Origin of the sequence: Streptomyces showdoensis, assembly GCF_039535475.1 — a bacterium.
In the GTDB taxonomy this organism is placed as follows: domain Bacteria; phylum Actinomycetota; class Actinomycetes; order Streptomycetales; family Streptomycetaceae; genus Streptomyces; species Streptomyces showdoensis.
The window spans coordinates 1-22,980 of the sequence record NZ_BAAAXG010000026.1 but is presented as its reverse complement, the minus strand read 5'-3'; the positions used below and the strand labels follow the sequence as shown (position 1 = coordinate 22,980).

Sequence of the window (22,980 nt, the reverse complement as noted above, 5' to 3'; positions counted from 1 at the left end):
CGGCCGTGAACGAAAGGCACGCAAGCGTGACCCCGGTCACAGGGCTGGTGGATAGTCGCGGGGTCCACCGGGACGTGGACGACCCCTGCGTACGAGGAGGAGCCCGTGGCCGCACGACGGGACCGCACCCACTATCTGTATCTGGCCGTCATCGGCGCCGTCCTGCTGGGCATCGCCGTCGGCTTCCTGGCGCCCGGCGTCGCCGTCGAGCTGAAGCCGCTCGGCACCGGCTTCGTCAGCCTGATCAAGATGATGATCTCGCCGATCATCTTCTGCACGATCGTGCTCGGCGTCGGTTCGGTCCGCAAGGCCGCCAAGGTCGGCGCCGTCGGCGGTCTCGCCCTCGGCTACTTCCTGGTGATGTCGACCGTCGCCCTCGCCATCGGCCTGCTCGTCGGCAACTTCCTGGAGCCCGGTTCCGGCCTGCACCTCACCAAGGACCTCGCCGAGGCCGGCGCCAAGCAGGCCGCGGGCGCGAGCGAGGGCACCGCCGACTTCCTCCTCGGGATCATCCCGACCACCATGGTCTCCGCCTTCACCGAGGGCGAGGTGCTGCAGACCCTGCTGGTCGCCCTGCTCGCGGGCTTCGCGCTGCAGGCGATGGGCGCGGCCGGCGAGCCGGTGCTGCGCGGCATCGGGCACATCCAGCGGCTGGTCTTCCGGATCCTCGGCATGATCATGTGGGCCGCCCCGGTCGGCGCCTTCGGCGCCATCGCCGCCGTGGTCGGCGCGACCGGCATGGACGCGCTGAAGTCGCTCGCCGTCATCATGATCGGCTTCTACGTGACCTGCGCGCTCTTCGTCTTCGTCGTCCTCGGCACGCTGCTGCGGCTCGTCGCGGGGGTCAACGTCTTCGCCCTGCTGAAGTACCTGGGCCGCGAGTTCCTGCTGATCCTCTCCACCTCCTCCTCCGAGTCGGCGCTGCCCCGGCTGATCGCGAAGATGGAGCACCTGGGCGTCAGCAAGCCGGTGGTCGGCATCACCGTCCCGACCGGCTACTCCTTCAACCTCGACGGCACGGCCATCTATCTGACGATGTCCTCGCTCTTCGTCGCCGAGGCGATGGGCAACCCGCTCTCGGTGGGCGAGCAGATCTCCCTCCTCGTCTTCATGATCATCGCCTCGAAGGGCGCGGCGGGCGTCACCGGCGCCGGTCTCGCGACCCTCGCCGGCGGCCTCCAGTCGCACCGCCCCGACCTGGTCGACGGCGTCGGCCTGATCGTCGGCATCGACCGCTTCATGAGCGAGGCCCGCGCCCTCACCAACTTCGCGGGCAACGCCGTGGCCACCGTCCTCGTCGGCACCTGGACCAAGGAGATCGACAAGGCCCGGGTCGCCGAGGTGCTGGCCGGGAAGGTCCCCTTCGACGAGACCACCCTGGTCGACGACGGCCACGGCCCGTCCGCCGTGCCGGACCAGCGCGCCGACGAGGGCGAGGAGCGCGCCCGCGCGGGCGTGTGAGGCTCCGGGTCCCGGGCCTTGAGCCGGATCCGGGCACCGGAAGCGGATCGACCCCGGCCGTTCCCCCGGCCGGGGCCGTTCCGCGCACCTCGCGGACCGATCCGGGCCGATCCGGGCCGACCCGAACCGACCCGCACCGACCCGGACCGATCCGGGCCGACCCGAACCGATCCGGGCTGACCAGGACCGACCCGGGCGGGACCCGAAAGACGGGACCTAGGAGAACGGGATCCGGACCACCGAACGGTTCCCGGTGCCCAGGGTGCTGGGCCCGTTGCCGATCGCGTTCCACACCTCGACCCTGACCCGGCCGTTCACCAGGTTCCCGAGCGTTCCCGTGGCCGACAGCAGACCGGCCGCCTCCGTGTAGTGCTCGTCGCCGGGCACCGGATCGGTGGCGAAGTAGCGGTACGTCTCCACCCGGTCCCAGCTCCCGTCGCCAGTCCGGTCGTAACTGACCCGCACCTGCTGCCCGTTGGCGACCACCGTGCCGGCGTCCACCAGGAGGTCGAAGCGGGTCGCGCCGCCGTCGTAGGTCCGGGTCACCGGGCCCGAGGTGAAGACCTGCGGAGTGACGGGCGTCCCGTCGTGGTTGGCCCCGCCCGCCGAGGCGAGGGCGACCGTGCCGCCCGGGGCCTGCGCGTCCCCGGCCCCGCCGTCGCCGCGCAGGTACAGCATCGAGGAGCCCGAGGGCGGCGGGGTGGTCGGGGGCGTCGTCGGGGGAGTGGTCGGCGGTGTCGTGGTCGTGCCGCCCTTGGTCCACACCGCCACGTAGTCGACCAGCATCGGCCGCCCGGGCACCGTCGCGGCCGTCGGGGTCCGGCCCGCCAGCGCGTCCGGGAACGCCCCGCCGACCGCCAGGTTGAGCAGCACGAAGTAGCCGGCGTGGCCCGTCATGTCGGCCCAGGCGGTGGCGCCGACCCGGGTCTCGTCCACGCTGTGGAAGAGCTGCCCGTCCACGTACCAGCGCAGCGCGTTCGGGGAGACCGAGCGGTCCCACTCGAAGCGGTAGGTGTGGAAGCCGGACTGGCAGGTCGAGCCGGGGCAGGCGCGGCTCGCGCCGATGCCGGTGGTCTCGCCGCAGGGGCCGCCCGGGTTCACCCCGCAGTGCAGCACGCCCCACACGGAGTCGAGCCCGTTGACGTTCTCCATGATGTCGAACTCGCCGATGGCCGGCCAGTTCCAGTAGTTGCCGCGGTACGGCGAGCCGAGCGCCCAGAACGCCGGCCAGTAGCCGAGGGCCGCGTCGCCGGTCACGTTCGGCATCTGAATGCGGCCCTCGATGCGCAGCGTGCCGCCGGCCGGGGCCTTGAAGTCGGACCGCTTCGTCTCGATCCGGCCCGAGGTCCAGTTGCCGGCCGCGTCCCTGAGCGGGGTGATCCGCAGGTTGCCGGTGCCGTCGAGGCGCACGTTGTCGGGGCCGGCGGTGTACTCCTGGACCTCCCCCGTCCCCCAGTTCGCGGGGCCGCCGGGGTAGTTGTGCCCGGTGTCGATCTGCCAGCGGCCCGCGTCGGGCAGGGCGCGGTCGGGGCCGTCGAAGTCGTCGCTCCACTGGAGCGTCCAGCCGGGGGCGGGCGGCACGGCACCGCGGGCCGTACCGGTGCCGCCGAGGCCGAGGAGGGCGCCGCCGGCGAGGGCGGCGGCGAGGAGGGAGGCGAGCAGGGGGGTGCGTCGGGCGCGGCTCAAGGGGAGCACCTCCGGTGGGGGGCGTGGGGGGCCTGCGAGGTCGTGAGAGCGCTCTCAAGTTGCTTTTGTAGGTGAAGGCACCGGCCCCGTCAATGGGTCCGGCGCCTTCACCTCTCACACCCCCAGCTCCGCCAACTCCGCCTCCGTCAGCACCAGTTCGGCCGCCAGCGCCGAATCGCGCGCCGACTCCGGGCGGCTGGCCCCCGGGATCGGCAGCACGTTTCCCGGCCGCGCCAGCAACCAGGCGAGCGCCACCCGCTGCGGGCTCACCCCGCGCGCCCGGGCCACCCGGTGGAAGGCCCCGAACTCCGGGTCCTCCTCCTGGGCCGAGGAACCGTCGAGGGAGCTGCGCGAGATGCCGCCGAGCGGGCTCCAGGGGAGGAAGGCCAGGCCCAGCTCCGCGCAGAGCAGCAGCTCGGCCTCGGCGTCGCGGACGGCCGGCGAGTAGCGGTTCTGCACCGACACCAGCCGCTCGCCCAGGATCTCCCGGGCCAGCCGGATCTGCCCGGTGTCCACGTTGGAGATGCCGGCCAGCCGGACCGTGCCCGCGTCCAGCAGCTCCCTCATCGCGCCGAGTGATTCGGCGTACGGGACGGCCGGGTCCGGCTTGTGCAGCTGGTACAGGCCGAGGGGGGTGGTCCCGAGCCGGCGGGCCGAGGCCTCGGCCGCCCTCCGCAGGTGTTCCGGCCGCCCGTCGACCGTCCAGCCGCCGTCGGCACTCCGGCCGCGGCCGCCCTTCGTGGCCACCAGCACCGCGTCCCGGTCGCCCCCGTAGGCCGCGAGCGCCCGGGCCACGAGCCGCTCGCCCGCGCCCGGCTCCCCGCCCGGCGGGTGGTAGGAGTCGGCCGTGTCGAGCAGGGTCACCCCGGCGTCCAGGGCCGCGTGGACGGTGGCGAGGGCGCGGGCCCCGTCCGGGTGCCCCTCGATGGACAGGGGCATCGTGCCGAGCCCGACGGCACCGACGGCCACCCCGCCGAGGGCGCGCTGCCGCATCACGCGCCCGCCCCCGCCGCCACGGTCTCGGAAACGGCCCGCGCGAGCCATTCCGAGGAATGCCGGAAACGGTATCCGAGCCCCTCGGCACGGGAATTGTCCATTCCATAGGAACGGGCGAAGGAGAACGGGGAGACCGCCCCGACCTCGACCACCTCGAATACGGTCCTGCCGCCCACCTGGGATTCGATCTCGGCGCAGATCTCGGCAGTGGTCAGCGGTCCGTGGGAATGCGCGTTGACGGGGCCGGTGAATGCGGCCTCGGCCGCCCAGGCGAGGAATGCGGCGATCTCCTCCACGTACACATAGGTCGCCGGCCGGTTCACCGGCGGCACCGCGATCGGCTCGCCCGCCCGGATCCGCCGCACGTAGTGGTCCAGCCGCCCGGTGAAGTCGTCGGCGCCGCCGAGCACGTGCGCCACCCGCACCGAGGCCCACGGGAACTCCGTACCGCCCGCGAACACCGCCTCGGCCTGCCGCTTCCCCTCGCCGTAGTGCGCGTCGAGGAACTCCGGGTCCTCCCACGGCAGCCCGGTGTCGACCGTCACCGAGCCCAGGTCGAGGGCGTCCTCCGGGACCGGGACGGCGGAGTCCTCGTACGCGTACACCTCCACCGTCGAGGTCATCAGATAGCGCCCGGTCCGCCCCGCGAAAACCCGCCGGGCGATCTCCGCCTGGCGCGGGGTGTAGCAGACCTGGTCCACCACGACGTCGAAACTCCGCCCGTCGAGGGCCTTCTCCAGCGCGGCCTCGTCGTTCCGGTCGGCGACCAGCCGCACGGTCCCCTCCGGAGCCGCGGAAGAACCGCGATTGAGCACCGTCACCCGGTGTCCGGCGTCGAGCAGGCGCGCGATCAGTCGCTTTCCGAAATAGCGGTTCCCGCCGATGATCAGAATGTCCATGGCTCAAGTGTTACGTTGTGCGCTCGCCATCTGAAGGGGGAGACATGGGAGTTCGGGCCGTCGCGCCGAAGGAACCTCGGCAGCTGCGCGCCGCCGCCGTCGAAACGACGGCGGGCGCTCTCGACCCCATCGACCGGCAGATCCTGGACCTGCTCCAGAGCGACGGCCGGATCAAACTCAGCGAGCTCGGCCGCCGGGTCCGGCTCAGCCCCGCCGCCGTCACCGAGCGGGTCCGCCGTCTGGAGAACTGCGGCGCGATCACCGGCTACGGGGCGCAGGTCTCCGCCGCCCGGCTCGGCTACGGCATCCAGGCCTTCATCCGGGTGAACCCGCACGGCGGTTACACCCTCAAGCACCCCCGCACCCTGGAGCTGATGGCCCGCCCCGAGGTCCGCGAGGTGCACCACGTGGTCGGCGAGGACTGCTGGATCCTCAAGGTCGCGGTGACCGACACCGTGCACCTGGAGGAGGTCCTGGAACAGGTCTCCGCGCTGGGCCGCACGACGACGTCGATCGTGCTCACCTCGCCGGTCGAGCGGAAGCCGCTGCTGCCGCCGGGGGCTTGACAGACCGCGGGATCCGTCGTTGAGATGGAGGCACTCGCGTCGCGTGTCGGTCCGCGCTGGAAAGCGGAGACATGGAGGCAAGAGGACCGTAGGGACGGCTTTGCCCCTCCACTTCGACTCCCGCGTCATCGACGCGTTCCGCACCCGTGCCGGCCGGCCCGGCAGCCCCTTCGAGGGACGGGTGCCCCTCCCTCTCACCCCCACCGGCGCCAGGTCCGGGACACCGCACACGACTCCGCCCGGTTCCGCCCGGGCCGTCCCCGTGGCCGCCCTCCACCGGGAGCGCCCCTGAACCGGCCGGGCGCGGGGCCGGTGGGCTCTCTGCTTGCCTTGACGTCGGCGTCAAGGATTACGTTCGGGGACATGCGAATCGGCGAGCTTGCCGAGCGGGCGGGGACGACCACGCGGACTCTGCGCTACTACGAGTCCCGGGGTCTCCTGACCGCACGGCGCACGGAGAACGGTTACCGCTCCTACGACGAGGACGACCTGCGGCTGCTCCAGCAGATCCGGACCCTGCAGGACTTCGGGTTCGACCTGGAGGACGCCCGGCCGTTCGTGGACTGCCTGCGGGCCGGGCACCCGGCGGGCGACGCGTGCCCCGCGTCGCTCGACGTGTACCGGCGCAAGCTGGCCGAACTCGACGGGCTCATCGAGCAGCTGAAGGAGGTGCGCGCCCAGGTCGGCGCGCAGCTCCTGCGGGCCGAGGCGGAACTGCCGGGCGGCCCGGAACCACGATGCGAACTGGGAGGAGCGACGGAATGACGTACGCGGAGGGCCTGGCACAGGTCACGGACGCGGACTTCGACACCGAGGTCCTGGGCGCCGGAACGCCGGTGCTCGTGAAGTTCACCGCGCAGTGGTGCGGACCGTGCCGGCAGCTGAAGCCGGTGCTCGGCGCCATCGCGGCGGAGGTGGGGGAGGAGCGGCTGCGGATCGTCGAGATGGACGTGGACCACAACCCGCTCACCACGGTGCGGTACGGGGTGCTGGGGACCCCGACCCTGCTGGTCTTCGACCGGGGCGAGCCCGTGAGGTCGCTGGTGGGCGCCCGCCCCAAGCGCCGGCTCCTTGAGGAGCTGGCCGACGTCCTGGAGCCGTCCCGGGCGTAGGGGTTGCCCGGGGCGGGGGCGGCGTCACGCTCCACCCCGCCCGGCCCCCGGTCCTACCGCCCGGCGATCCCGGCCAGCAGCCGCGCGGCCGTCGCCGCCCCGTCCTGGTCGAAGTCCGCGGCCACGGCGGCGGCCCGCTCGCGGGTCTCCGGGGCCAGGGCCGTCCCCAGCGCGGCGGACAGGGTCGCGAAGGCCGGCGTCGGGCCCTCGTGCGCCGCGCCGATGCCCAGGGCGGAGACCCGCTCGGCGAAGTACGGCTGGTCGCCGCCCTGGGCCACGATCACCTGGGGCGCGCCCGCCCGGGTGGCGGTGGTCGTGGTGCCCGCGCCGCCGTGGTGCACGACGGCGGCCACCCGGCGGAACAGCGCCTGGTGGTTGGCCTCGCCGACCGTGAAGCAGTCGTCCCCGGCGTCGGCCGGGGCCAGCTCGGCCCAGCCGCGCGAGAGCAGCACCCGGCGGCCGTGCGCCCGGACCGCCTCGACGGCCGCCCGGGCGACCTCGTGCGGATCGCGTACGGGCACGCTGCCGAAGCCCACGTACACGGGCGGTTCGCCGGCGTCCAGGAAGGCCGTCAGGCCGGCGGGGAGCGGGCGCTCGTCCGGGAGCACCCACGCGCCGGTCTGCACCACGTCGAGCTCCGCGGGCCGCCGCCACGGGGCGAGGACCGGATCCGCGGCCAGCCACGGCCGGTCGGTGAACACGTGGTCGCGGATGTCGTCCACCGGCGGCAGGCCGACCGACACCCGGTGGCCGTTGACCGCCTCGCCGAACACGTCCTGCGCGTCCCTGGCGTCCCGCCGCCACAGCGCCGCGTTGTCGGTGACGTCCGCCGGGAGCGGCCGGCCGGGCCGCGGGATCGGCGGGTGGTGCGGGGACGGCAGGCTGACCGGCTGGTAGCTCGCGTAGACGTAGGGGATGCCCAGCTTCTCGGACACCGACTTCACCCCGGCCACGGCCGGGACCAGGCCGGTCGCGAGGAGCACGTCGCACCCCTCCGCCACGGCGGAGACGTTCTCGTGGAACGCGGCGACCAGTTCGGCGGCCCGTCGGGGCACCCCGCCGGGCGAGGGCGGGACCTTGCCGCTCACCAGGTCGCGCACCGAGGCCCCGGTCGGCACCATCTCGACCCCGACCCCGGCGAGCCGCTTCGCGAACTCCTCGTCGGGCGGCGCGCACACCAGCACCCGGGCGCCGAGTCCGCCCAGCCGCACCGCGAGCCCGACCAGCGGCTCGACACCCCCGCGCGAGTCGTACGCCGACAGCACCACACGCATGACGTTTCCCCCGTCATCGTCCGCGGACACAAAAAAGCCCCGGACTAGAATGGACAGTCGGGGTGGGGTCTCGCGTATATTAATAGATTCCGTGTCTGGACATGGAAAAGACACGGAGAAGTTCAATACACGCACTGTATCGCGCCGGGAGTCGAATTGTCAACCGAGGAATTTCGGAACGAACAGCGATTCATCAACGAGCTGTACGCACGACTCGACGACCTGAGGGACCAGGCCGAGGCCGGAGTCGCGCGGGCGCTCGCCACCTCCGGGGAGGGCAGCGCGCAGGCACGGCTGGAGCGGGACGTGCTCGTCGCCGAGCAGTCCGGGCTGCTGGCCGCCTTCAACGCGGGCGAGACCGGGCTCTGCTTCGGCCGGCTCGTCTTCCAGGACGGGCGCGACCACCACATCGGCCGGATCGGCATCCGCGAGGACGACCCGAACCGCACCCCCCTCGTCGTCGACTGGCGCGCCGAGATCGCCCGGCCCTTCTACCTCGCCACCGGATACGAGCCCATGGGCCTCAGCCGCCGGCGGCACATCACCACCCAGGGCCGTGAGGTCGTCTCGCTCCACGACGAGGTGCTCGACCTCGCCGACGCCACCCGCACCGGGCACGAGAGCCGGGACGCCGACGAGGTGCTGCTCGCCGCGCTCGACGCCGCCCGCACCGGCCGCATGCACGACATCGTGCAGACCATCCAGGCCGAGCAGGACGCCATCATCCGCTCCCCGCACCGCGGGGTCCTCGTCGTCGAGGGCGGCCCCGGCACCGGCAAGACCGCCGTCGCCCTGCACCGCGCCGCCTACCTGCTCTACGCCCACCGCGAGCAGCTCGCCAAGCGGGCCGTGCTCATCGTCGGCCCCAACCCCGCCTTCCTCGGCTACATCGGCAACGTGCTGCCCTCCCTCGGCGAGACCGGCGTCCTGCTCGCCACCCCGGGCGAGCTCTTCCCCGGCGTCCGCGCCACCGGCACCGACACCCCCCGCGCCGCGGCCGTCAAGGGCTCCGCCGTCATGGCCGGGGCCCTCGCCGCCGCCGTGCGCGACCGCCAGCAGGTCCCCGAGCGCGGCGAGCCGCTGACCGTCCCGCACGAGGACGGCGACCTGGTCATCGACTGGGACATGGCCCTCGAAGCCCGCCACAAGGCCCGCGAGACCTTCCTCCCGCACAACCTCGCCCGCCCCTACTTCGTCTTCCAGGTCCTCGACGCCCTGGCCGAGCAGCTCGCCGACCGCATCGGCGCCGACCCCTACGGCGGGCCGAACTTCCTCGGCCCCGACGACCGCGCCCTGCTGGCCAAGGGCGTCGCCGCCAACCCCGAGGTGCACGCCGCCCTCGACACCCTCTGGCCGGAGCTCACCCCGCAGGAGTTCCTCGCCGACTACCTCGCCGAGCCCACCCACCTGGACGAGGCGGACGCCGAGGAGATCCGGCGCACCGGAGACGGCCCCTGGACCCCCGCCGACGTGCCCCTGCTCGACGAGGCCGCCGAACTCCTCGGCGAGGACGACTCCGCCGCCCGCGCCGCCGAGGAGGCCGAGCGGCAGAAGCAGATCCAGTACGCGCAGGGCGTCCTCGACGTCTCCTTCGCCTCCCGCACCTACGAGTTCGAGGACAAGGAGGAGCTCGACAAGGACGCCTCCGAGGTCCTCTCCGCGCACGACATCATCGACGCCGAGCGCTTCGCCGAACGGCACGAGGAGGCCGACCACCGCAGCGCCGCCGAGCGCGCCGCCGCCGACCGCACCTGGGCCTTCGGGCACATCATCGTCGACGAGGCCCAGGAGCTCTCCGCGATGACCTGGCGGCTCCTCATGCGCCGCAGCCCGACCCGCTCCATGACCCTGGTCGGCGACCCCGCCCAGACCGGCGACCCGGCCGGCGTCGGCTCCTGGGAGGGGATTCTCGCCCCGTACGTGGAGGACCGCTGGGAGCTCGTCCGGCTCGGTGTCAACTACCGGACCCCGGCCGAGATCATGGCCGTCGCCGCCGAGGTGCGGCGCGCCGCCGACCCGGCCTTCGAGCCGCCCCGCTCGGTCCGCTCCACCGGCGTCGAACCCTGGGACCGGACCGTCGAGGACCCGGTCAAGGAGACCGCCGACGCGGTCGCCGCCGAGCCGCGCGGCGAGGGCCGGCTGGCGGTGATCGCCCCGGTCGCCCTCCACCCGGCACTGCTCGCCGCCCTGCCCGACGCCTCGTACGGGCCGAAGCCCGACCTCACCCGGCCGGTCGTGCTGCTCGACCCGCGCCAGGCCAAGGGCCTGGAGTTCGACACCGTCCTCGTCGTCGACCCCGACGGCATCCGGGACGGCGCCACGCACGGGATCAACGACCTGTACGTGGCGCTCACCCGGGCCACCCAGCGGATGGGCGTGATCAGGCCGGCCTGAGCCACACCGTCGCCAGCGGCGGCAGCGTCATCCGCAGGCTCGCCGAACGCCCGTGCCACGGCACCGACTCGGTCTTCACCGGGTCGGTGCCCACCACGTCCCCGCCGCCGTAGCGGGCCGCGTCCGTGTTCAGCACCTCCGCCCAGGCCGCGCACGTGTCCGGCACGCCCAGCCGGTAGTCGTGCCGCACCACCGGGGAGAAGTTGCAGACGGCGAGCAGCGGGGAGCCGCAGGCGTCGAAGCGGAGGAAGGCGAAGACGTTGTCCTCGGCCGCGTCGCCCACCACCCACTGGAAGCCCTCGGGCGAGGTGTCCCGCTCCCACAGCGCCGGGGTGGCCGCGTACACCGTGTTGAGGTCGCGCACCAGGTCCCGCACCCCCCGGTGGTCGGCCTCCGCCCCGTACGACGGGTCGAGCAGCCACCAGTCGGGGCCGTGGTCCACCGACCACTCCGCGCCCTGGGCGAACTCCTGCCCCATGAAGAGCAGCTGCTTGCCCGGGTGGGCCCACATGAAGCCCAGGTAGGCCCGGTGGTCGGCGCGCTGCTGCCACCAGTCGCCGGGCATCTTCGACACCAGTGACCGCTTGCCGTGCACGACCTCGTCGTGGGAGATCGGCAGGATGTAGTTCTCGCTGTACGCGTACACCATCGAGAAGGTCATCTCGTGGTGGTGGTACTTGCGGTGCACCGGCTCCTTGGACACGTAGCCCAGCGAGTCGTGCATCCAGCCCATGTTCCACTTCATGCCGAAGCCGAGCCCGCCGAAGCCGCCCGGGCCGACCTGGTCCGTCGGCCGGGTCACCCCGTCCCAGGCGGTGGACTCCTCGGCGAAGGTGACGACGCCCGGGCAGCGCTTGTACACGGTGGCGTTCATCTCCTGGAGGAAGGCCACCGCGTCCAGGTTCTCCCGCCCGCCGAACTCGTTCGGCAGCCACTCGCCGTGCTCCCGCGAGTAGTCCAGGTAGAGCATCGAGGCGACCGCGTCGACCCGGAGGCCGTCGAGGTGGAAGCGCTCGCACCAGTACACGGCGTTGGCGACCAGGAAGTTGCGCACCTCCTTGCGCCCGTAGTCGAACTCCAGCGTCCCCCAGTCGGGGTGGGCCGAGCGGCGCGGGTCCTCGTGCTCGTACAGCGGCCGCCCGTCGAACTCCGCGAGGGCCCAGTCGTCCCGCGGGAAGTGCGCCGGCACCCAGTCCATCAGGACGCCGATCCCGGCCTGGTGCAGCGCGTCCACCAGGAACCGGAAGTCGTCGGGGGTGCCCAGGCGGGCCGTCGGCGCGTAGAAGCCGGTGACCTGGTAGCCCCAGGAGCCGTGGAAGGGATGCTCGGCCACGGCCATGAACTCGACGTGGGTGAAGCCGAGATCGCGCACGTAGCCCGGCAGCTGCTCGGCCAGCTGCCGGTACGAGAGGCCCGGCCGCCAGGACGGCAGGTGCACCTCGTACACCGACAGCGGCGCCTCGTGGTGCGGCCGCTCCCCGCGCCGCTCCATCCACTCCGCGTCCCCCCACACGTGGTGGTCGTCCGTCACCACCGACGCGGTGTTCGGGGGGCACTCGGTGCGCCGGGCCATCGGGTCGGCGCGGACCGTGTGCGAGCCGTCCGGGCGGGCGATGTCGAACTTGTACAGCGCCCCCTCGCCCACGCCCGGCACGAACAGCTCCCACACGCCCGAGGAGCCGAGCGAGCGCATCGGCAGCCCGCTGCCGTCCCAGTACGTCCAGTCCCCGGTGACCCGCACGCCGCGGGCGTTCGGCGCCCACACGGTGAAGCGGGTGCCGGCCGTGCCCTGGTGGGTGACGACCCGCGCGCCGAGCGCCGTCCACAGCTCCTCGTGGCGGCCCTCGCCGATCAGGTGCAGATCGAGCTCGCCGAGCGCGGGCAGGAAGCGGTACGGGTCGTCGACGACCAGCTCGTCCGCGTCGTACCGCACCCCGAGCCGGTACTCGGGCACCTTGCGCAGCAGCGGCACGACCCCGGAGAACAGCCCGTCCCCGTCGTCGTGGAGCGGGACCCGCCGCCCCTTCGGCAGGAGCACGGCCACCTCCTTCGCCCACGGCCGGAGCACCCGCACCGCGATCCCGCCCTTGACCGGGTGGGCGCCGAGCACCCCGTGCGGGTCGTGGTGCTCGCCGGCGAGCAGCCGGGCCCGGTCACCGGGGTCCAGCGGCGGCGCCTGCCGCGAGCCGTCTGCCGTCTTGCCTGCGGGGCGGGGGGTCACCGGGGTGCCTCCTGGAGGGCGAGGGGAACGGGGGTACGAGGACGCAACGGCGCCGCGCCGCCCGGGGACACTCGGCCGAACGGTGCGAGTCGCCTCCACCGCAGGCCCGCGCCCCGGCCGGTTCGGCCGAACGGGGTCATGACGTGCTCGACAGGCGTTCGATGGCGGCCATCGGGACCGGCAGCCAGTCCGGCCGGTGCCGGGCCTCGTAGACGACCTCGTACACCGCCTTGTCGGTCTCGTAGGCGCGCAGGAGCGCCGGATCGTCGCGCGGGTCGGTGCCGGAGGCCTCGGCGTAGCCCGTGCAGTACGCGGCGCGGCAGCGGGCCGCCCAGTCGGCGTTCCAGGGGCGGTGGGTGCGGGCCGCGTAGTCGAAGGAGCGGAGCATGCCGGCGATGTCGCGGACGGTCGGCTGCGGGCTGCGCCGCTCGTCGAGCGGCTTGGCGGGCTCGCCCTCGAAGTCGATCACCGCCCAGGCCCCGTCGGAGCCCCGGAGGGTCTGGCCGAGATGGAGGTCGCCGTGGATGCGCTGGAGCCGGCCCGAGCCGAGGGCGTCCTCCGCCGCGGCGAAGACGGAGCGCAGCCCCGGCACGTGCGGGAGCAGGGCCGGGACGGCCTGGGCGGCGGCGTGCAGCCGCGCGTCCATGGCCGCGGCCAGGTGACGGGACTGGGCCCGGTGCAGCCGCTCCGTGGGCAGGGCGGTGGCGAGCGCCAGGTGGACCTCGGCGGTGGCCCGGCCGAGGGCGAAGGCCTCGTCGGTGAACTCCCGGCCGTCGGCCAGCGCGTCGAGCGCCAGCCGCCAGCCGTCGCGCGAGTCGCGCAGGTACGGCTGGAGCACCCCGAGCGTCGCCGCGCCCGTCTCGAACCAGGCGACCGGCGCCGGCACCCGGGCGCAGCCCGCCCCGGCCAGCGCGAGCGGCAGCTCGAGGTCGGGGTTGGCGCCGGGGCTGACCCGCCGGAAGATCTTCAGGATGAACGAATCTCCGTAGACGAGGGACGAGTTGGACTGTTCGGCGTCCAGGACGCGGGGGGCGAGGGCGGGCGGCAGCGCCGCCGTGGTGTGGAAGTTGAGCGGGCCGATCCGGCCCGGGGCGCGCAGCCGCTCGTAGAGCAGTCCGGCGAGCCGCGGGTCGCGCAGCCCCTCGTAGACGGCCCGTCCGGCGAGCGGGCCCTGCCGGATCCGCCCGATCAGGGCGGGGGCGAGGCGCGGCGGCAGCTGGGGCCGCACGCCGAGGAGCAACTGGTAGCAGTCGGCGGGCGTTCCGGCCGGGCGGCCCGGCTGTTCGACCCGTACGAGCAGATGGAGGAGTCCGGGTCCGGCGCCGTCCAGCGGCAGCAGCTCGGTGGCCGCGTCCAGGGTGAATCCGGTGACCCGGCGGCCCTTGCCCGCGAACCACCGCTGCCGGGGCAGCCAGCCGTGGAGCAGGGGCGTGAGCGACGGGAGGAGGGCGTCCGGGGCCCGGGTGGTGGATGCGGCGGTCTCCGGCATGGCATCGCGTCCTTTCCCCGGGGCGCGCAATTGGGCTTCGTATGCGTTCAAATGCGCAGAGTGTCCCGGATGGCGGCTTCGGCTGTCCGGATGTGCGGGACGTGTCGGAGGGGGAAGATCCGTATGGGCCCGGCAAGAAGGCCCGTATGGACCTGAAGTGCGTGTGGGACACAGTTCCCGGTGTGGGGCGGGGGAAACCGCCCCACACGGGACAGAACTGAATTGACGGTACTTCAGGACCGCTTGAGGCGGAACCAGTAGAACCCGTGCCCGGCGAGGGTCAGCAGGTAGGGCAGCTGCCCGATCGCCGGGAACTCCACCCCGCCGATCAGCTCCACCGGCCGCACCCCGGCGAACCGGCGCAGGTCCAGCTCGGTGGGCTGGGCGTGCCGGGCGAAGTTGTTCACGCACAGCACGAGGTCGGCGTCCAGCCCCTCTTCGGGGGCGGTCTCGCGCAGGAAGGCCAGCACCGCCGGGTTGGTCGAGGGGAGCTCCGTGTACGTCCCCGTCCCGAAGGCGCGGTTCTGCTTCCGGATCTCGATCATCCGCTTCGTCCAGTGCAGCAGCGAGGACGGCGAGGCCATCCCCGCCTCCACGTTGGTCACCTGGTAGCCGTGGACCGGGTCCATGATGGCCGGCAGGTAGAGCCGCCCCGGGTCGCAGGAGGAGAAGCCCGCGTTGCGGTCCGGGGTCCACTGCATCGGGGTGCGCACCCCGTCCCGGTCGCCCAGCCAGATGTTGTCGCCCATGCCGATCTCGTCGCCGTAGTACAGCACCGGGGAGCCCGGCAGCGAGAAGAGCAGGGCGGTGAACAGCTCCATCTGCTTGCGGTCGTTGTCGAGGAGCGGGGCGAGCCGCCGCCGGATGCCGATGTTGGCCCGCATCCGCGGGTCCTTGGCGTACTCGGCGTACATGTAGTCGCGCTCTTCGTCCGTGACCATCTCGAGCGTGAGCTCGTCGTGGTTGCGCAGGAAGATGCCCCACTGGCAGCCGGAGGGGATCTCCGGGGTCTTCGCCAGGATCTCGGAGACCGGGTGGCGGGACTCGCGGCGCACCGCCATGAAGATGCGCGGCATCACCGGGAAGTGGAACGCCATGTGGCACTCGTCGCCGCCGGAGCGGAAGTCGCCGAAGTAGTCGACGACGTCCTCCGGCCACTGGTTCGCCTCGGCGAGCAGCACCGTGTCCGGGTAGTGCTCGTCGATCTCCTTGCGGACCCGCTTGAGGAAGCTGTGGGTGGCGGGCAGGTTCTCGCAGTTGGTGCCCTCCTGCTGGTACAGGTACGGCACCGCGTCGAGCCGGAAGCCGTCGATGCCCAGGTCCAGCCAGAAGCGCAGCGAGGACATGATCTCCTCCTGCACCGCCGGGTTCTCGTAGTTGAGGTCCGGCTGGTGGGAGAAGAAGCGGTGCCAGTAGTACTGCTTGCGGACCGGGTCGAAGGTCCAGTTGGAGGTCTCGGTGTCGACGAAGATGATCCGGGCGTCCGCGTACTGCTTGTCGTCGTCGGCCCAGACGTAGTAGTCCCCGTAGGGGCCGTCGGGATCGCTGCGCGACTCCTGGAACCACGGGTGCTGGTCGCTGGTGTGGTTCATGACGAAGTCGATGATGACGCGCATCCCGCGGGCGTGCGCCGCGTCCACGAACTCCACGAAGTCGGCGAGGTCGCCGAACTCGGGCAGCACCGAGGTGTAGTCGGCGACGTCGTAGCCGCCGTCCCGCAAGGGGGACCTGAAGAAGGGCGGCAGCCAGAGGCAGTCGACGCCGAGCCACTGGAGGTAGTCCAGGCGGGACGTGATGCCCTTCAGGTCGCCTACTCCGTCGCCGTTGCTGTCCTGGAAGGAACGGACCAGGACCTCGTAGAAGACCGCCCGCTTGAACCATTCGGGATCACGGTCCTTGGCGGGGGTGTCCTCGAAGGTGTCGGGGACGGGTTCGTTGACAGTCATGATGTGGGTGACCCTCCGGTCTGCGGGGACGGTCGCAGGACGAGTACGTGCGCGGGCGTGACGCCCGGCTCTAGGCGCACGTAGGCGTGCCTGCCCCAGTGATAGGTCTCGCCGGTGAGCTCGTCGCGCACCGGCACGGTCTCGTGCCAGTCCAGGCCGAGTTCCGGCATGTCCAACGAGACCGTGGCCTCCTGGGTGTGGTGGGGGTCGAGGTTGGCGACCACCAGAACGGTGTTCGAACCGCTGCGCTTGGAGTACGCGATCACGGCGTCGTTGTCGGTCGTGTGGAAGGTCAGGTTCCGCAGCCGGTGCAGCGCGGGGTTGCGACGCCTGATCCGGTTCAGGGCGGTGATCAGCGGGGCGATCGAGGCGCCCGAGCGCTCCGCCGACTCCCAGTCACGGGGCCGGAGTTGGTACTTCTCCGAATCCAGGTACTCCTCGCTGCCGTCCCGCAGCGGGGTGCCCTCGCACAGCTCGTACCCGGCGTACATGCCCCAGGTGGGCGAGAGGGTGGCGGCGAGTACCGCCCGCACCTCGAAGGCCGGCCGGCCGCCGGTCTGGAGGTAGGCGTGCAGGATGTCCGGGGTGTTCACGAAGAAGTTGGGCCGCATGTGGGCGGCGGCCTCCCCGGAGAGTTCGGTCAGGTATTCCGTGAGCTCCTCCTTGGTGTTGCGCCAGGTGAAGTACGTGTACGACTGCTGGAAGCCGACCGCGCCCAGGGTGTGCATCATCGCTGGCCGGGTGAAGGCCTCCGCCAGGAAGATCACGTCCGGGTCTGCCCGGTTGATCTCGCCGATCACCCGCTCCCAGAACACCACCGGCTTGGTGTGCGGGTTGTCGACCCGGAAGATCCGCACCCCGTGGTCCATCCAGTGCCGCAGCACCCGGACGGTCTCGGCGACGATCCCGTCCATCCCGTCGCCGGCCGCGTCGAAGTCGATCGGGTAGATGTCCTGGTACTTCTTCGGCGGGTTCTCCGCGTAGGCGATCGAGCCGTCCGGGCGACGGGTGAACCACTCCGGGTGCTTCTCCACCCACGGGTGGTCGGGGGAGCACTGGAGCGCGAAGTCCAGCGCGATCTCCAGGCGCAGCTCGCGGGCCCGGGCGACGAAGGCGTCGAAGTCCTCGATCGTGCCGAGGTCCGGGTGGACCGCGTCGTGGCCGCCCTCCGGCGAGCCGATCGCCCACGGCACGCCCACGTCCTCCGGGCTCGCCGACAGCGAGTTGTTCGGGCCCTTGCGGTGGGTGACGCCGATCGGGTGGATCGGCGGCAGGTAGACCACGTCGAAGCCCATCGCGGCGATCGCCAGCAGGCGCTCGGCGGCCGTCCGGAAGGTGCCGGGCCGGGTCCGGCCGCGGACCTTGCGCACCCCCTCGGACCGCGGGAAGAACTCGTACCAGGAGCCGTACAGCGCCCGCTCCCGCTCCACCCGCAGCGGCAACGCGGGCGAGGCGGAGAGCAGTTCGCGCAGCGGGTGCCGCTCCAGGGCGTCCAGGACCCGCGGGGCGAGGGCCGCCGCGAGCCGGACCGCGGCCGGCCGGGACTCGTCGCGCAGCGTGTCCGCCACGGCGAGCACCGCCTCGCGGCCGCCGCCCTTCTTCGGCACGCCCTTGGCGGCCCGTTCGTGCAGCTCGGCCCCCTCGGCGAGGACCAGCTCGGAGTCGATCCCCGCCGGGATCTTGATCTTCGCGGTGTGCCGCCAGGTCGCCAGCGGATCGCTCCAGGCCTCGACCGTGTACGACCAGGAGCCCTCGGCGTCCGGGGTGACCTCGGCGCCCCACCGGTCGGTGCCGGGGGCCAGCTCGCGCATCGGGGTCCAGGGCCCCGGCCGGCCGGAGGGGCCGCGCAGCACCACGTTGGCGGCGACGACGTCATGGCCCTCGCGGAAGACCGTGGCCGAGACCTCGAAGGTCTCGCCCACCACCGCCTTCGCGGGGCGGCGGCCGCAGTCGACCAACGGGCGGACGTCCAGTACGGGAATGCGTCCCATGAGCGGATTCACAGCATCACCTGACGGTTTGCGGGGGTGCGGGTGGTGGTGCGCTCTTTCTAGCTCCGTCGACGGCCGGCGGGTTGCGGGCATGACCGCTCCTGTGCGCGTTCACTCGGATGGCGGGTCTGGAGGGAGTAAGAAGGGGTACGGGGAGGAGCCTTCCCATCGATTTCGGGTGGGCAATCCGGCGCTTTGTTAACTACTAGGGCGTAGCCGGACCGGCAAGAACACGTCCCGGACAAGAAACCGGTCCCGTCCTTGTCGGACGGCACCGGTTCCTCCCGGTCCCGGTCGTGCCACCGGCCCCGGGCGGCCACCGTGTGTGCTTCCGTTCACGAGGCGGCGGGCCGCCCCTCCGGGCCGCCCCCGCCCGCCCGCACCAGCCGGGGCCGCCCCGCCGCCCCGGCCGCCGCGACCCGTTCCGGCCGCCGCGCCGGGGACCGGTCGAACACCTTGTGCCGCAACGGCACATGACGCCCCGGCAGCCCCGGGGCACGGCCGAAAGCCGCCGCCGGGCCCGGGCCGGCCGGGCCCCGGGGCCCCCGGGGCGCCCGCCGTGCCCCGCGCGCGCCGTAGCGGCGCCCGGCTCCTTCGCCTAACCTCCGCGACGGAACCCCGGACGCACAGCGTGGTGCTTCCGCTCCGCTCCGTCACACCCTGCGAAGGTGGAACACGTGAAGGCAATCCGTCGATTCACCGTGCGCCCCGTCCTCCCCGACACCCTTCGACCCCTCGCCGACCTGGCGCGCAACCTGCGCTGGTCCTGGCACGACCCCACCCGCGAGCTCTTCGACTCCCTCGACCCGCTCGGGCACGGCGACGGCGACCCCGTCCGCGTGCTCGGCGCCATCGACGCCGGACGCCTCGCCGCGCTCGCCGCCGACCAGGACTTCCAGACCCGGCTGCGGGCCGCCGCCGAGGACCTCGACCACTACCTCCACGAGCCCCGCTGGTACCAGCGGCAGCCCGGCGAACCGCCCGCCTCGATCGCGTACTTCTCGCCCGAGTTCGGCGTCACCGCCGCCCTGCCCCAGTACTCCGGCGGCCTCGGCATCCTCGCCGGCGACCACCTCAAGGCCGCCAGCGACCTCGGCGTCCCGCTCATCGGCGTCGGACTGCTCTACCGCCACGGCTACTTCCGCCAGTCCCTCTCCCGCGACGGCTGGCAGCAGGAGCACTACCCCGTCCTCGACCCCGGCGAGCTGCCCGTCACCCTGCTGCGCGAGCCCGACGGCAACCCCGCCCGGATCACCCTCGCCCTGCCCGGCGGCCGCAGCCTGCACGCCCACCTGTGGGTGGCCCAGGTCGGCCGGGTCCCGCTGCTCATGCTCGACTCCGACGTCGAGGAGAACGCCCCCGGCGAACGCGAGGTCACCGACCGGCTCTACGGCGGCGGCAGCGAGCACCGGCTGCTCCAGGAGATGCTGCTCGGCATCGGCGGCGTCCGCGCCGTCCGCACCTGGTGCCGGCTCACCGGCACCCCCCGCCCCCGAGGTCTTCCACACCAACGAGGGCCACGCCGGCCTGCTCGGCCTCGAACGCATCCGCGAACTGGCCGGACAGGGACTCGACTTCGACGCCGCCCTGGAGACCGTCCGGGCCGGCACCGTCTTCACCACCCACACCCCCGTCCCGGCCGGCATCGACCGCTTCGACCGGGCCCTGGTCGCCCGCCACCTCGGCGAGGACGGCGAACTCGCCGGCGTCGACGTCGGCCGCGTCCTCGCGCTCGGCGACGAGACCCCCCTCGGCGGCGAGCCCGGCGTCTTCAACATGGCCGCCATGGGCCTCCGGCTCGCCCAGCGCGCCAACGGCGTCTCCACCCTCCACGGCGCCGTCAGCCGCGCCATGTTCGCCGGACTCTGGCCCGGCTTCGACGGCGACGAGATCCCCCTCACCTCCATCACCAACGGCGTCCACGCCCCCACCTGGACCGCCCCCGAGGTCGCCCGGCTCGCCCCCGACGCCGACGACCGCACCCTGTGGGAGCTCCGCCGCACCCTCCGCGAGCGGCTCGTCACCGACGTGCGCCGCCGGGTACGGGCCTCCTGGCGGCAGCGCGGCGCCGCGGCCGCCGAACTCGGCTGGACCGACACCGTCCTCGACCCCGAGGTCCTCACCATCGGCTTCGCCCGCCGGGTCCCCTCGTACAAGCGGCTCACCCTGATGCTGCGCGACAAGGACCGGCTCCGGGCCCTGCTGCTCCACCCCGAACGCCCCGTGCAGCTGGTCGTCGCCGGCAAGGCGCACCCCGCCGACGACGGCGGGAAGCGGCTCGTCCAGGAACTGGTCCGCTTCGCCGACGACCCGCGGGTGCGGCACCGGATCGTCTTCCTCCCCGACTACGGCATGGGCATGGCCCGCGGGCTCTACCCCGGCTGCGACGTCTGGCTCAACAACCCGCTGCGCCCCCTGGAGGCCTGTGGCACCAGTGGCATGAAGGCCGCGCTCAACGGCTGCCTCAACCTCTCCGTCCTGGACGGCTGGTGGGACGAGTGGTTCGAGCCCGACTTCGGCTGGGCGATCCCCACCGCCGACGGGGCCGCCGCCCTCGACGAGGACCGCCGCGACGACCTGGAGGCCGCCGCCCTCTACGAGCTGATCGAGCGCCGGGTCGCGCCCCGCTTCTACGACCGCGGCCCCGACGGGGTGCCGGCCGGCTGGACCACCATGGTCCGGCGCACCCTCGGCGACCTCGGCCCCCAAGGTGCTCGCCGACCGCATGGTCCAGGAGTACGTGACGCGGCTCTACGCCCCCGCGGCCGCCGCCCACCGGGCGCTGGGCCCCGCCGAGGCCCGCGCGCTCGCCGCCTGGAAGGCCCGGGTGCGCGGCGCCTGGCCGAAGGTGTCCGTCGACCACGTGGAGATCGGCGACGGCCTGGAGGACGCCGAACTGGGCGCCACCCCGGCCGTCCGCGTCCGGGTGTCCCTCGGCGAACTCACCCCCGACGACGTCGAGGTCCAGGCCGTCACGGGCCGGGTCGACCCCGACGACCGGCTCCTCGACCCCCGGACGACCGTCCTCAAACCCGCCGCCGGCCCGGACCTGGAGGGCAGGGTCCCCTACGGGGGCGCGCTCTCCCTGGACCGCACGGGCCCCTTCGGCTGCACGGTCCGCGTGCTGCCGGCCCACCCCCTCCTCGCCCACCCCGCCGAACCGGGCCTGCTCGCGCTCCCGGCGGAGACGAACGCCGAGAACGGGGGAGTGATCCTGCGCTAGACCGCCGGACCGGGGCGGGGGGCCGGCCTCACGGCACCTCCGCCCGGTCCGCGAGCCGCCCGCCGGCGAAGCAGAGCCGGTACACCGGGATCGCCGCCAGCATCGTCGCCCGGTAGTACAGGCACTCGTCCATCCCGGGCGGCTCCGCCGGCGCCCGCTGCGGGCGCCCGTCCAGCGGCCGGTCGGGCAGCCACTCGCCGACCTCCGAGCGGGTCTGCCCCAGCCGGATGCGGGCGTAGTCCTCCGGCTCCAGATACGACCGGTGCTGGGTGTAGAGGCCGACGCCCGCCATCAGCAGCCCCAGCGCCACGAGCAGGGCGAGCGGGATCCAGATCGCCCGCGCGAGCCCGCGCCGCACCTCGCGGCGGGCCCGGTCCAGCTCCCGCGCCGACCGGGGCGCGGCGGGGCGCGGCGCGGGCGGCCGCAGCGGCAGGGCGGCGGAGAGTTCGAAGCCGCCCTCGGCGGTGACCCGCTGGGCGAGCGTGCCGCCCGCGAGCCGCACCCGCTCGTCGAGACCGACCAGCCCGCTCCCACCGGAGGCGAGCCCGGACCGCCCCCGCCCCGGGGGCCCGCTGACGACCCGGACCCGGACGAGCTCGGCGGAGGGCGGGGCGCCGGCGCGCCCGGGAGCCCCGTCCAACTCCCGTCCGGCGTGCCGGTCCGGGGCCCGGCCCGTGTGCCTCCCGGTGTCCCGGCCCGTGCCGCGGTCCGGGCTCCGGTCGGCGGCCCGCCCGGTGCCGGGTCCGCCGTCCCGTGCGGGGTCCCGTCCGGCGTCCCGTTCCACGGACACCTCGACCCGCGCCCCCGGCGCGTGCTTGGCCGCGTTGGTGAGACCCTCCTGGACCACCCGGTGCACGGCCCGCGCCGTCATCTCCGCGAGCGGGGCCGCGCCCGCCGCGGCGTCCCCCGCCGACTGGACCAGCGCCACCTCCATCCCCGAGGCGCGGGCCCGGGCGACCAGTTCGGCGACGGACTCGTCCGCCGGGGCGACCGGCGCCGCCGTCGCCTCCTCGTCGCCCTCGCGCAGCACCCCGATGATGTCCCGCAGCCGCCCCGTCGCGTCGGCCGCCGCCCGGCGCAGCTCGCCCGCCGCCCGCTGCTGCTCGGCGCCGAGGGCCGGATCGACCTCCAGGGCACCCGCGCGGACCGCGATCAGGGCCAGGTCGTGCCCGAGCGAGTCGTGCATGTCGCCGGCGATCCGGGACCGCTCGCGCAGCCGCTCCCGGTCGGCGACGGCCGCCTGTTCGCGCTCCATCCGGTCGGCCAGCTCCCAGCCGCTGCGCACCAGCCGGTCGTACTGGCGCGCGTACCGCCCGATCAGCCAGGGCGCGACGACCGCGAGGGCCAGCGACAGGACCAGCGCGAACCAGATCACCAGCGGCCGGCCTGTCAGCCCGACCAGCACGAGGCCCACGACGGGCACCGTCCCGAACAGCCACAGCGCCGGCCGGGTCGCCGCCGCCCGGCGCCCGGCGAGATAGCCGAAGGCGACCAGGGCCAGCGTGTACGCGGGGGTGAACAGCTCCGGGCTGGTGGCCAGCGAGGCCGCCACCGCGAGCGCCAGCGACGCCGTGGGGCGGCGCCGGCCCACGGCCACGCACACCGCGAGCAGCGCCACGCCGATGCCGACCCGGGGCCACGAGCCGCCGTCGTTCGGGTCCGACTTCAGCAGCACGGGGACGCAGAGCAGCAGCCACAGCGCGAGGTCGAAGGCCCGCGCGC

Annotated in this window: 14 protein-coding genes and 1 pseudogene; 6 read left to right on the top strand and 9 right to left on the bottom strand. The window is 73.7% G+C overall.

Translation table 11 applies throughout. The features are described 5' to 3' along the window. Window positions 1-105: 105 nt before the first annotated feature. On the top strand, window positions 106-1,461 hold the full coding sequence (locus ABD981_RS12625) for a cation:dicarboxylate symporter family transporter (RefSeq protein ID WP_046912067.1): 1,356 nt from the start codon (window positions 106-108) through the stop codon (window positions 1,459-1,461). Between the two features lie 216 nt (window positions 1,462-1,677). On the opposite strand, the gene ABD981_RS12620 is transcribed toward ABD981_RS12625, so the two are convergent. The 3 genes from ABD981_RS12620 to ABD981_RS12610 form a co-directional block, all read right to left on the bottom strand. After that, complete coding sequence (locus ABD981_RS12620; protein WP_046912068.1) at window positions 1,678-3,156, bottom strand: glycoside hydrolase family 16 protein; 1,479 nt, start codon at window positions 3,154-3,156, stop codon at window positions 1,678-1,680. A 105-nt stretch (window positions 3,157-3,261) separates the two neighbouring features. After that, on the bottom strand, window positions 3,262-4,140 hold the full coding sequence (locus tag ABD981_RS12615; RefSeq protein ID WP_046912069.1) for an aldo/keto reductase: 879 nt from the start codon (window positions 4,138-4,140) through the stop codon (window positions 3,262-3,264). Further along, a complete protein-coding gene (locus ABD981_RS12610; protein ID WP_046912070.1) occupies window positions 4,140-5,042 on the bottom strand; it encodes an NAD-dependent epimerase/dehydratase family protein in 903 nt (300 codons plus the stop codon). The genes ABD981_RS12615 and ABD981_RS12610 overlap by 1 nt, the downstream gene beginning before the upstream one ends. A gap of 44 nt (window positions 5,043-5,086) precedes the next feature. Between ABD981_RS12610 and ABD981_RS12605 the strand changes: the two genes are divergently transcribed. From ABD981_RS12605 to ABD981_RS12595, 3 genes are all read left to right on the top strand, one after another. After that, a complete protein-coding gene (locus ABD981_RS12605; RefSeq protein WP_123955219.1) occupies window positions 5,087-5,608 on the top strand; it encodes an Lrp/AsnC family transcriptional regulator in 522 nt (173 codons plus the stop codon). A 363-nt stretch (window positions 5,609-5,971) separates the two neighbouring features. Further along, window positions 5,972-6,373, top strand: a complete 402-nt coding sequence (locus ABD981_RS12600; RefSeq protein ID WP_046912072.1) for a MerR family transcriptional regulator — start codon at window positions 5,972-5,974, stop codon at window positions 6,371-6,373. Next, the gene (locus ABD981_RS12595) at window positions 6,370-6,720 is read left to right on the top strand and encodes a thioredoxin family protein (RefSeq protein ID WP_046912073.1); all 351 of its coding nucleotides are present in this window, start codon (window positions 6,370-6,372) and stop codon (window positions 6,718-6,720) included. The genes ABD981_RS12600 and ABD981_RS12595 overlap by 4 nt, the downstream gene beginning before the upstream one ends. 53 nt (window positions 6,721-6,773) lie before the next feature. On the opposite strand, the gene ABD981_RS12590 is transcribed toward ABD981_RS12595, so the two are convergent. Next, a complete protein-coding gene (locus tag ABD981_RS12590) occupies window positions 6,774-7,994 on the bottom strand; it encodes a glycosyltransferase (protein ID WP_046912074.1) in 1,221 nt (406 codons plus the stop codon). A gap of 156 nt (window positions 7,995-8,150) precedes the next feature. On the opposite strand from ABD981_RS12590, the gene ABD981_RS12585 reads away from it, so the two are divergent. After that, window positions 8,151-10,388: a HelD family protein gene (locus ABD981_RS12585; protein ID WP_046912075.1), complete on the top strand. Its 2,238-nt coding sequence runs from the start codon at window positions 8,151-8,153 to the stop codon at window positions 10,386-10,388. Here ABD981_RS12585 and glgB read toward each other — a convergent pair. From glgB to ABD981_RS12565, 4 genes are all read right to left on the bottom strand, one after another. Beyond that, window positions 10,375-12,609, bottom strand: coding sequence for a 1,4-alpha-glucan branching enzyme (glgB, locus tag ABD981_RS12580; RefSeq protein WP_046912076.1), 2,235 nt, complete (start codon window positions 12,607-12,609; stop codon window positions 10,375-10,377). The genes ABD981_RS12585 and glgB overlap by 14 nt on opposite strands. A 136-nt stretch (window positions 12,610-12,745) precedes the next feature. Further along, window positions 12,746-14,098: a maltokinase N-terminal cap-like domain-containing protein gene (locus tag ABD981_RS12575; protein WP_046912077.1), complete on the bottom strand. Its 1,353-nt coding sequence runs from the start codon at window positions 14,096-14,098 to the stop codon at window positions 12,746-12,748. Between the two features lie 233 nt (window positions 14,099-14,331). Further along, on the bottom strand, window positions 14,332-16,044 hold the full coding sequence (treS, locus tag ABD981_RS12570) for a maltose alpha-D-glucosyltransferase (RefSeq protein ID WP_046912078.1): 1,713 nt from the start codon (window positions 16,042-16,044) through the stop codon (window positions 14,332-14,334). Further along, the gene (locus ABD981_RS12565; protein ID WP_240495484.1) at window positions 16,041-18,035 is read right to left on the bottom strand and encodes an alpha-1,4-glucan--maltose-1-phosphate maltosyltransferase; all 1,995 of its coding nucleotides are present in this window, start codon (window positions 18,033-18,035) and stop codon (window positions 16,041-16,043) included. Before ABD981_RS12565 ends, treS begins: the two co-directional genes overlap by 4 nt. A gap of 677 nt (window positions 18,036-18,712) precedes the next feature. Here ABD981_RS12565 and glgP point away from each other — a divergent pair. Next, window positions 18,713-21,258 (top strand): annotated as a pseudogene (gene glgP / locus ABD981_RS12560) (alpha-glucan family phosphorylase). 28 nt (window positions 21,259-21,286) lie between these two features. Here glgP and ABD981_RS12555 read toward each other — a convergent pair. Then, window positions 21,287-22,980, bottom strand: a 1,694-nt coding sequence (locus ABD981_RS12555; RefSeq protein WP_345529129.1) for a sensor histidine kinase, incomplete at its 5' end; no start/stop codon positions are given.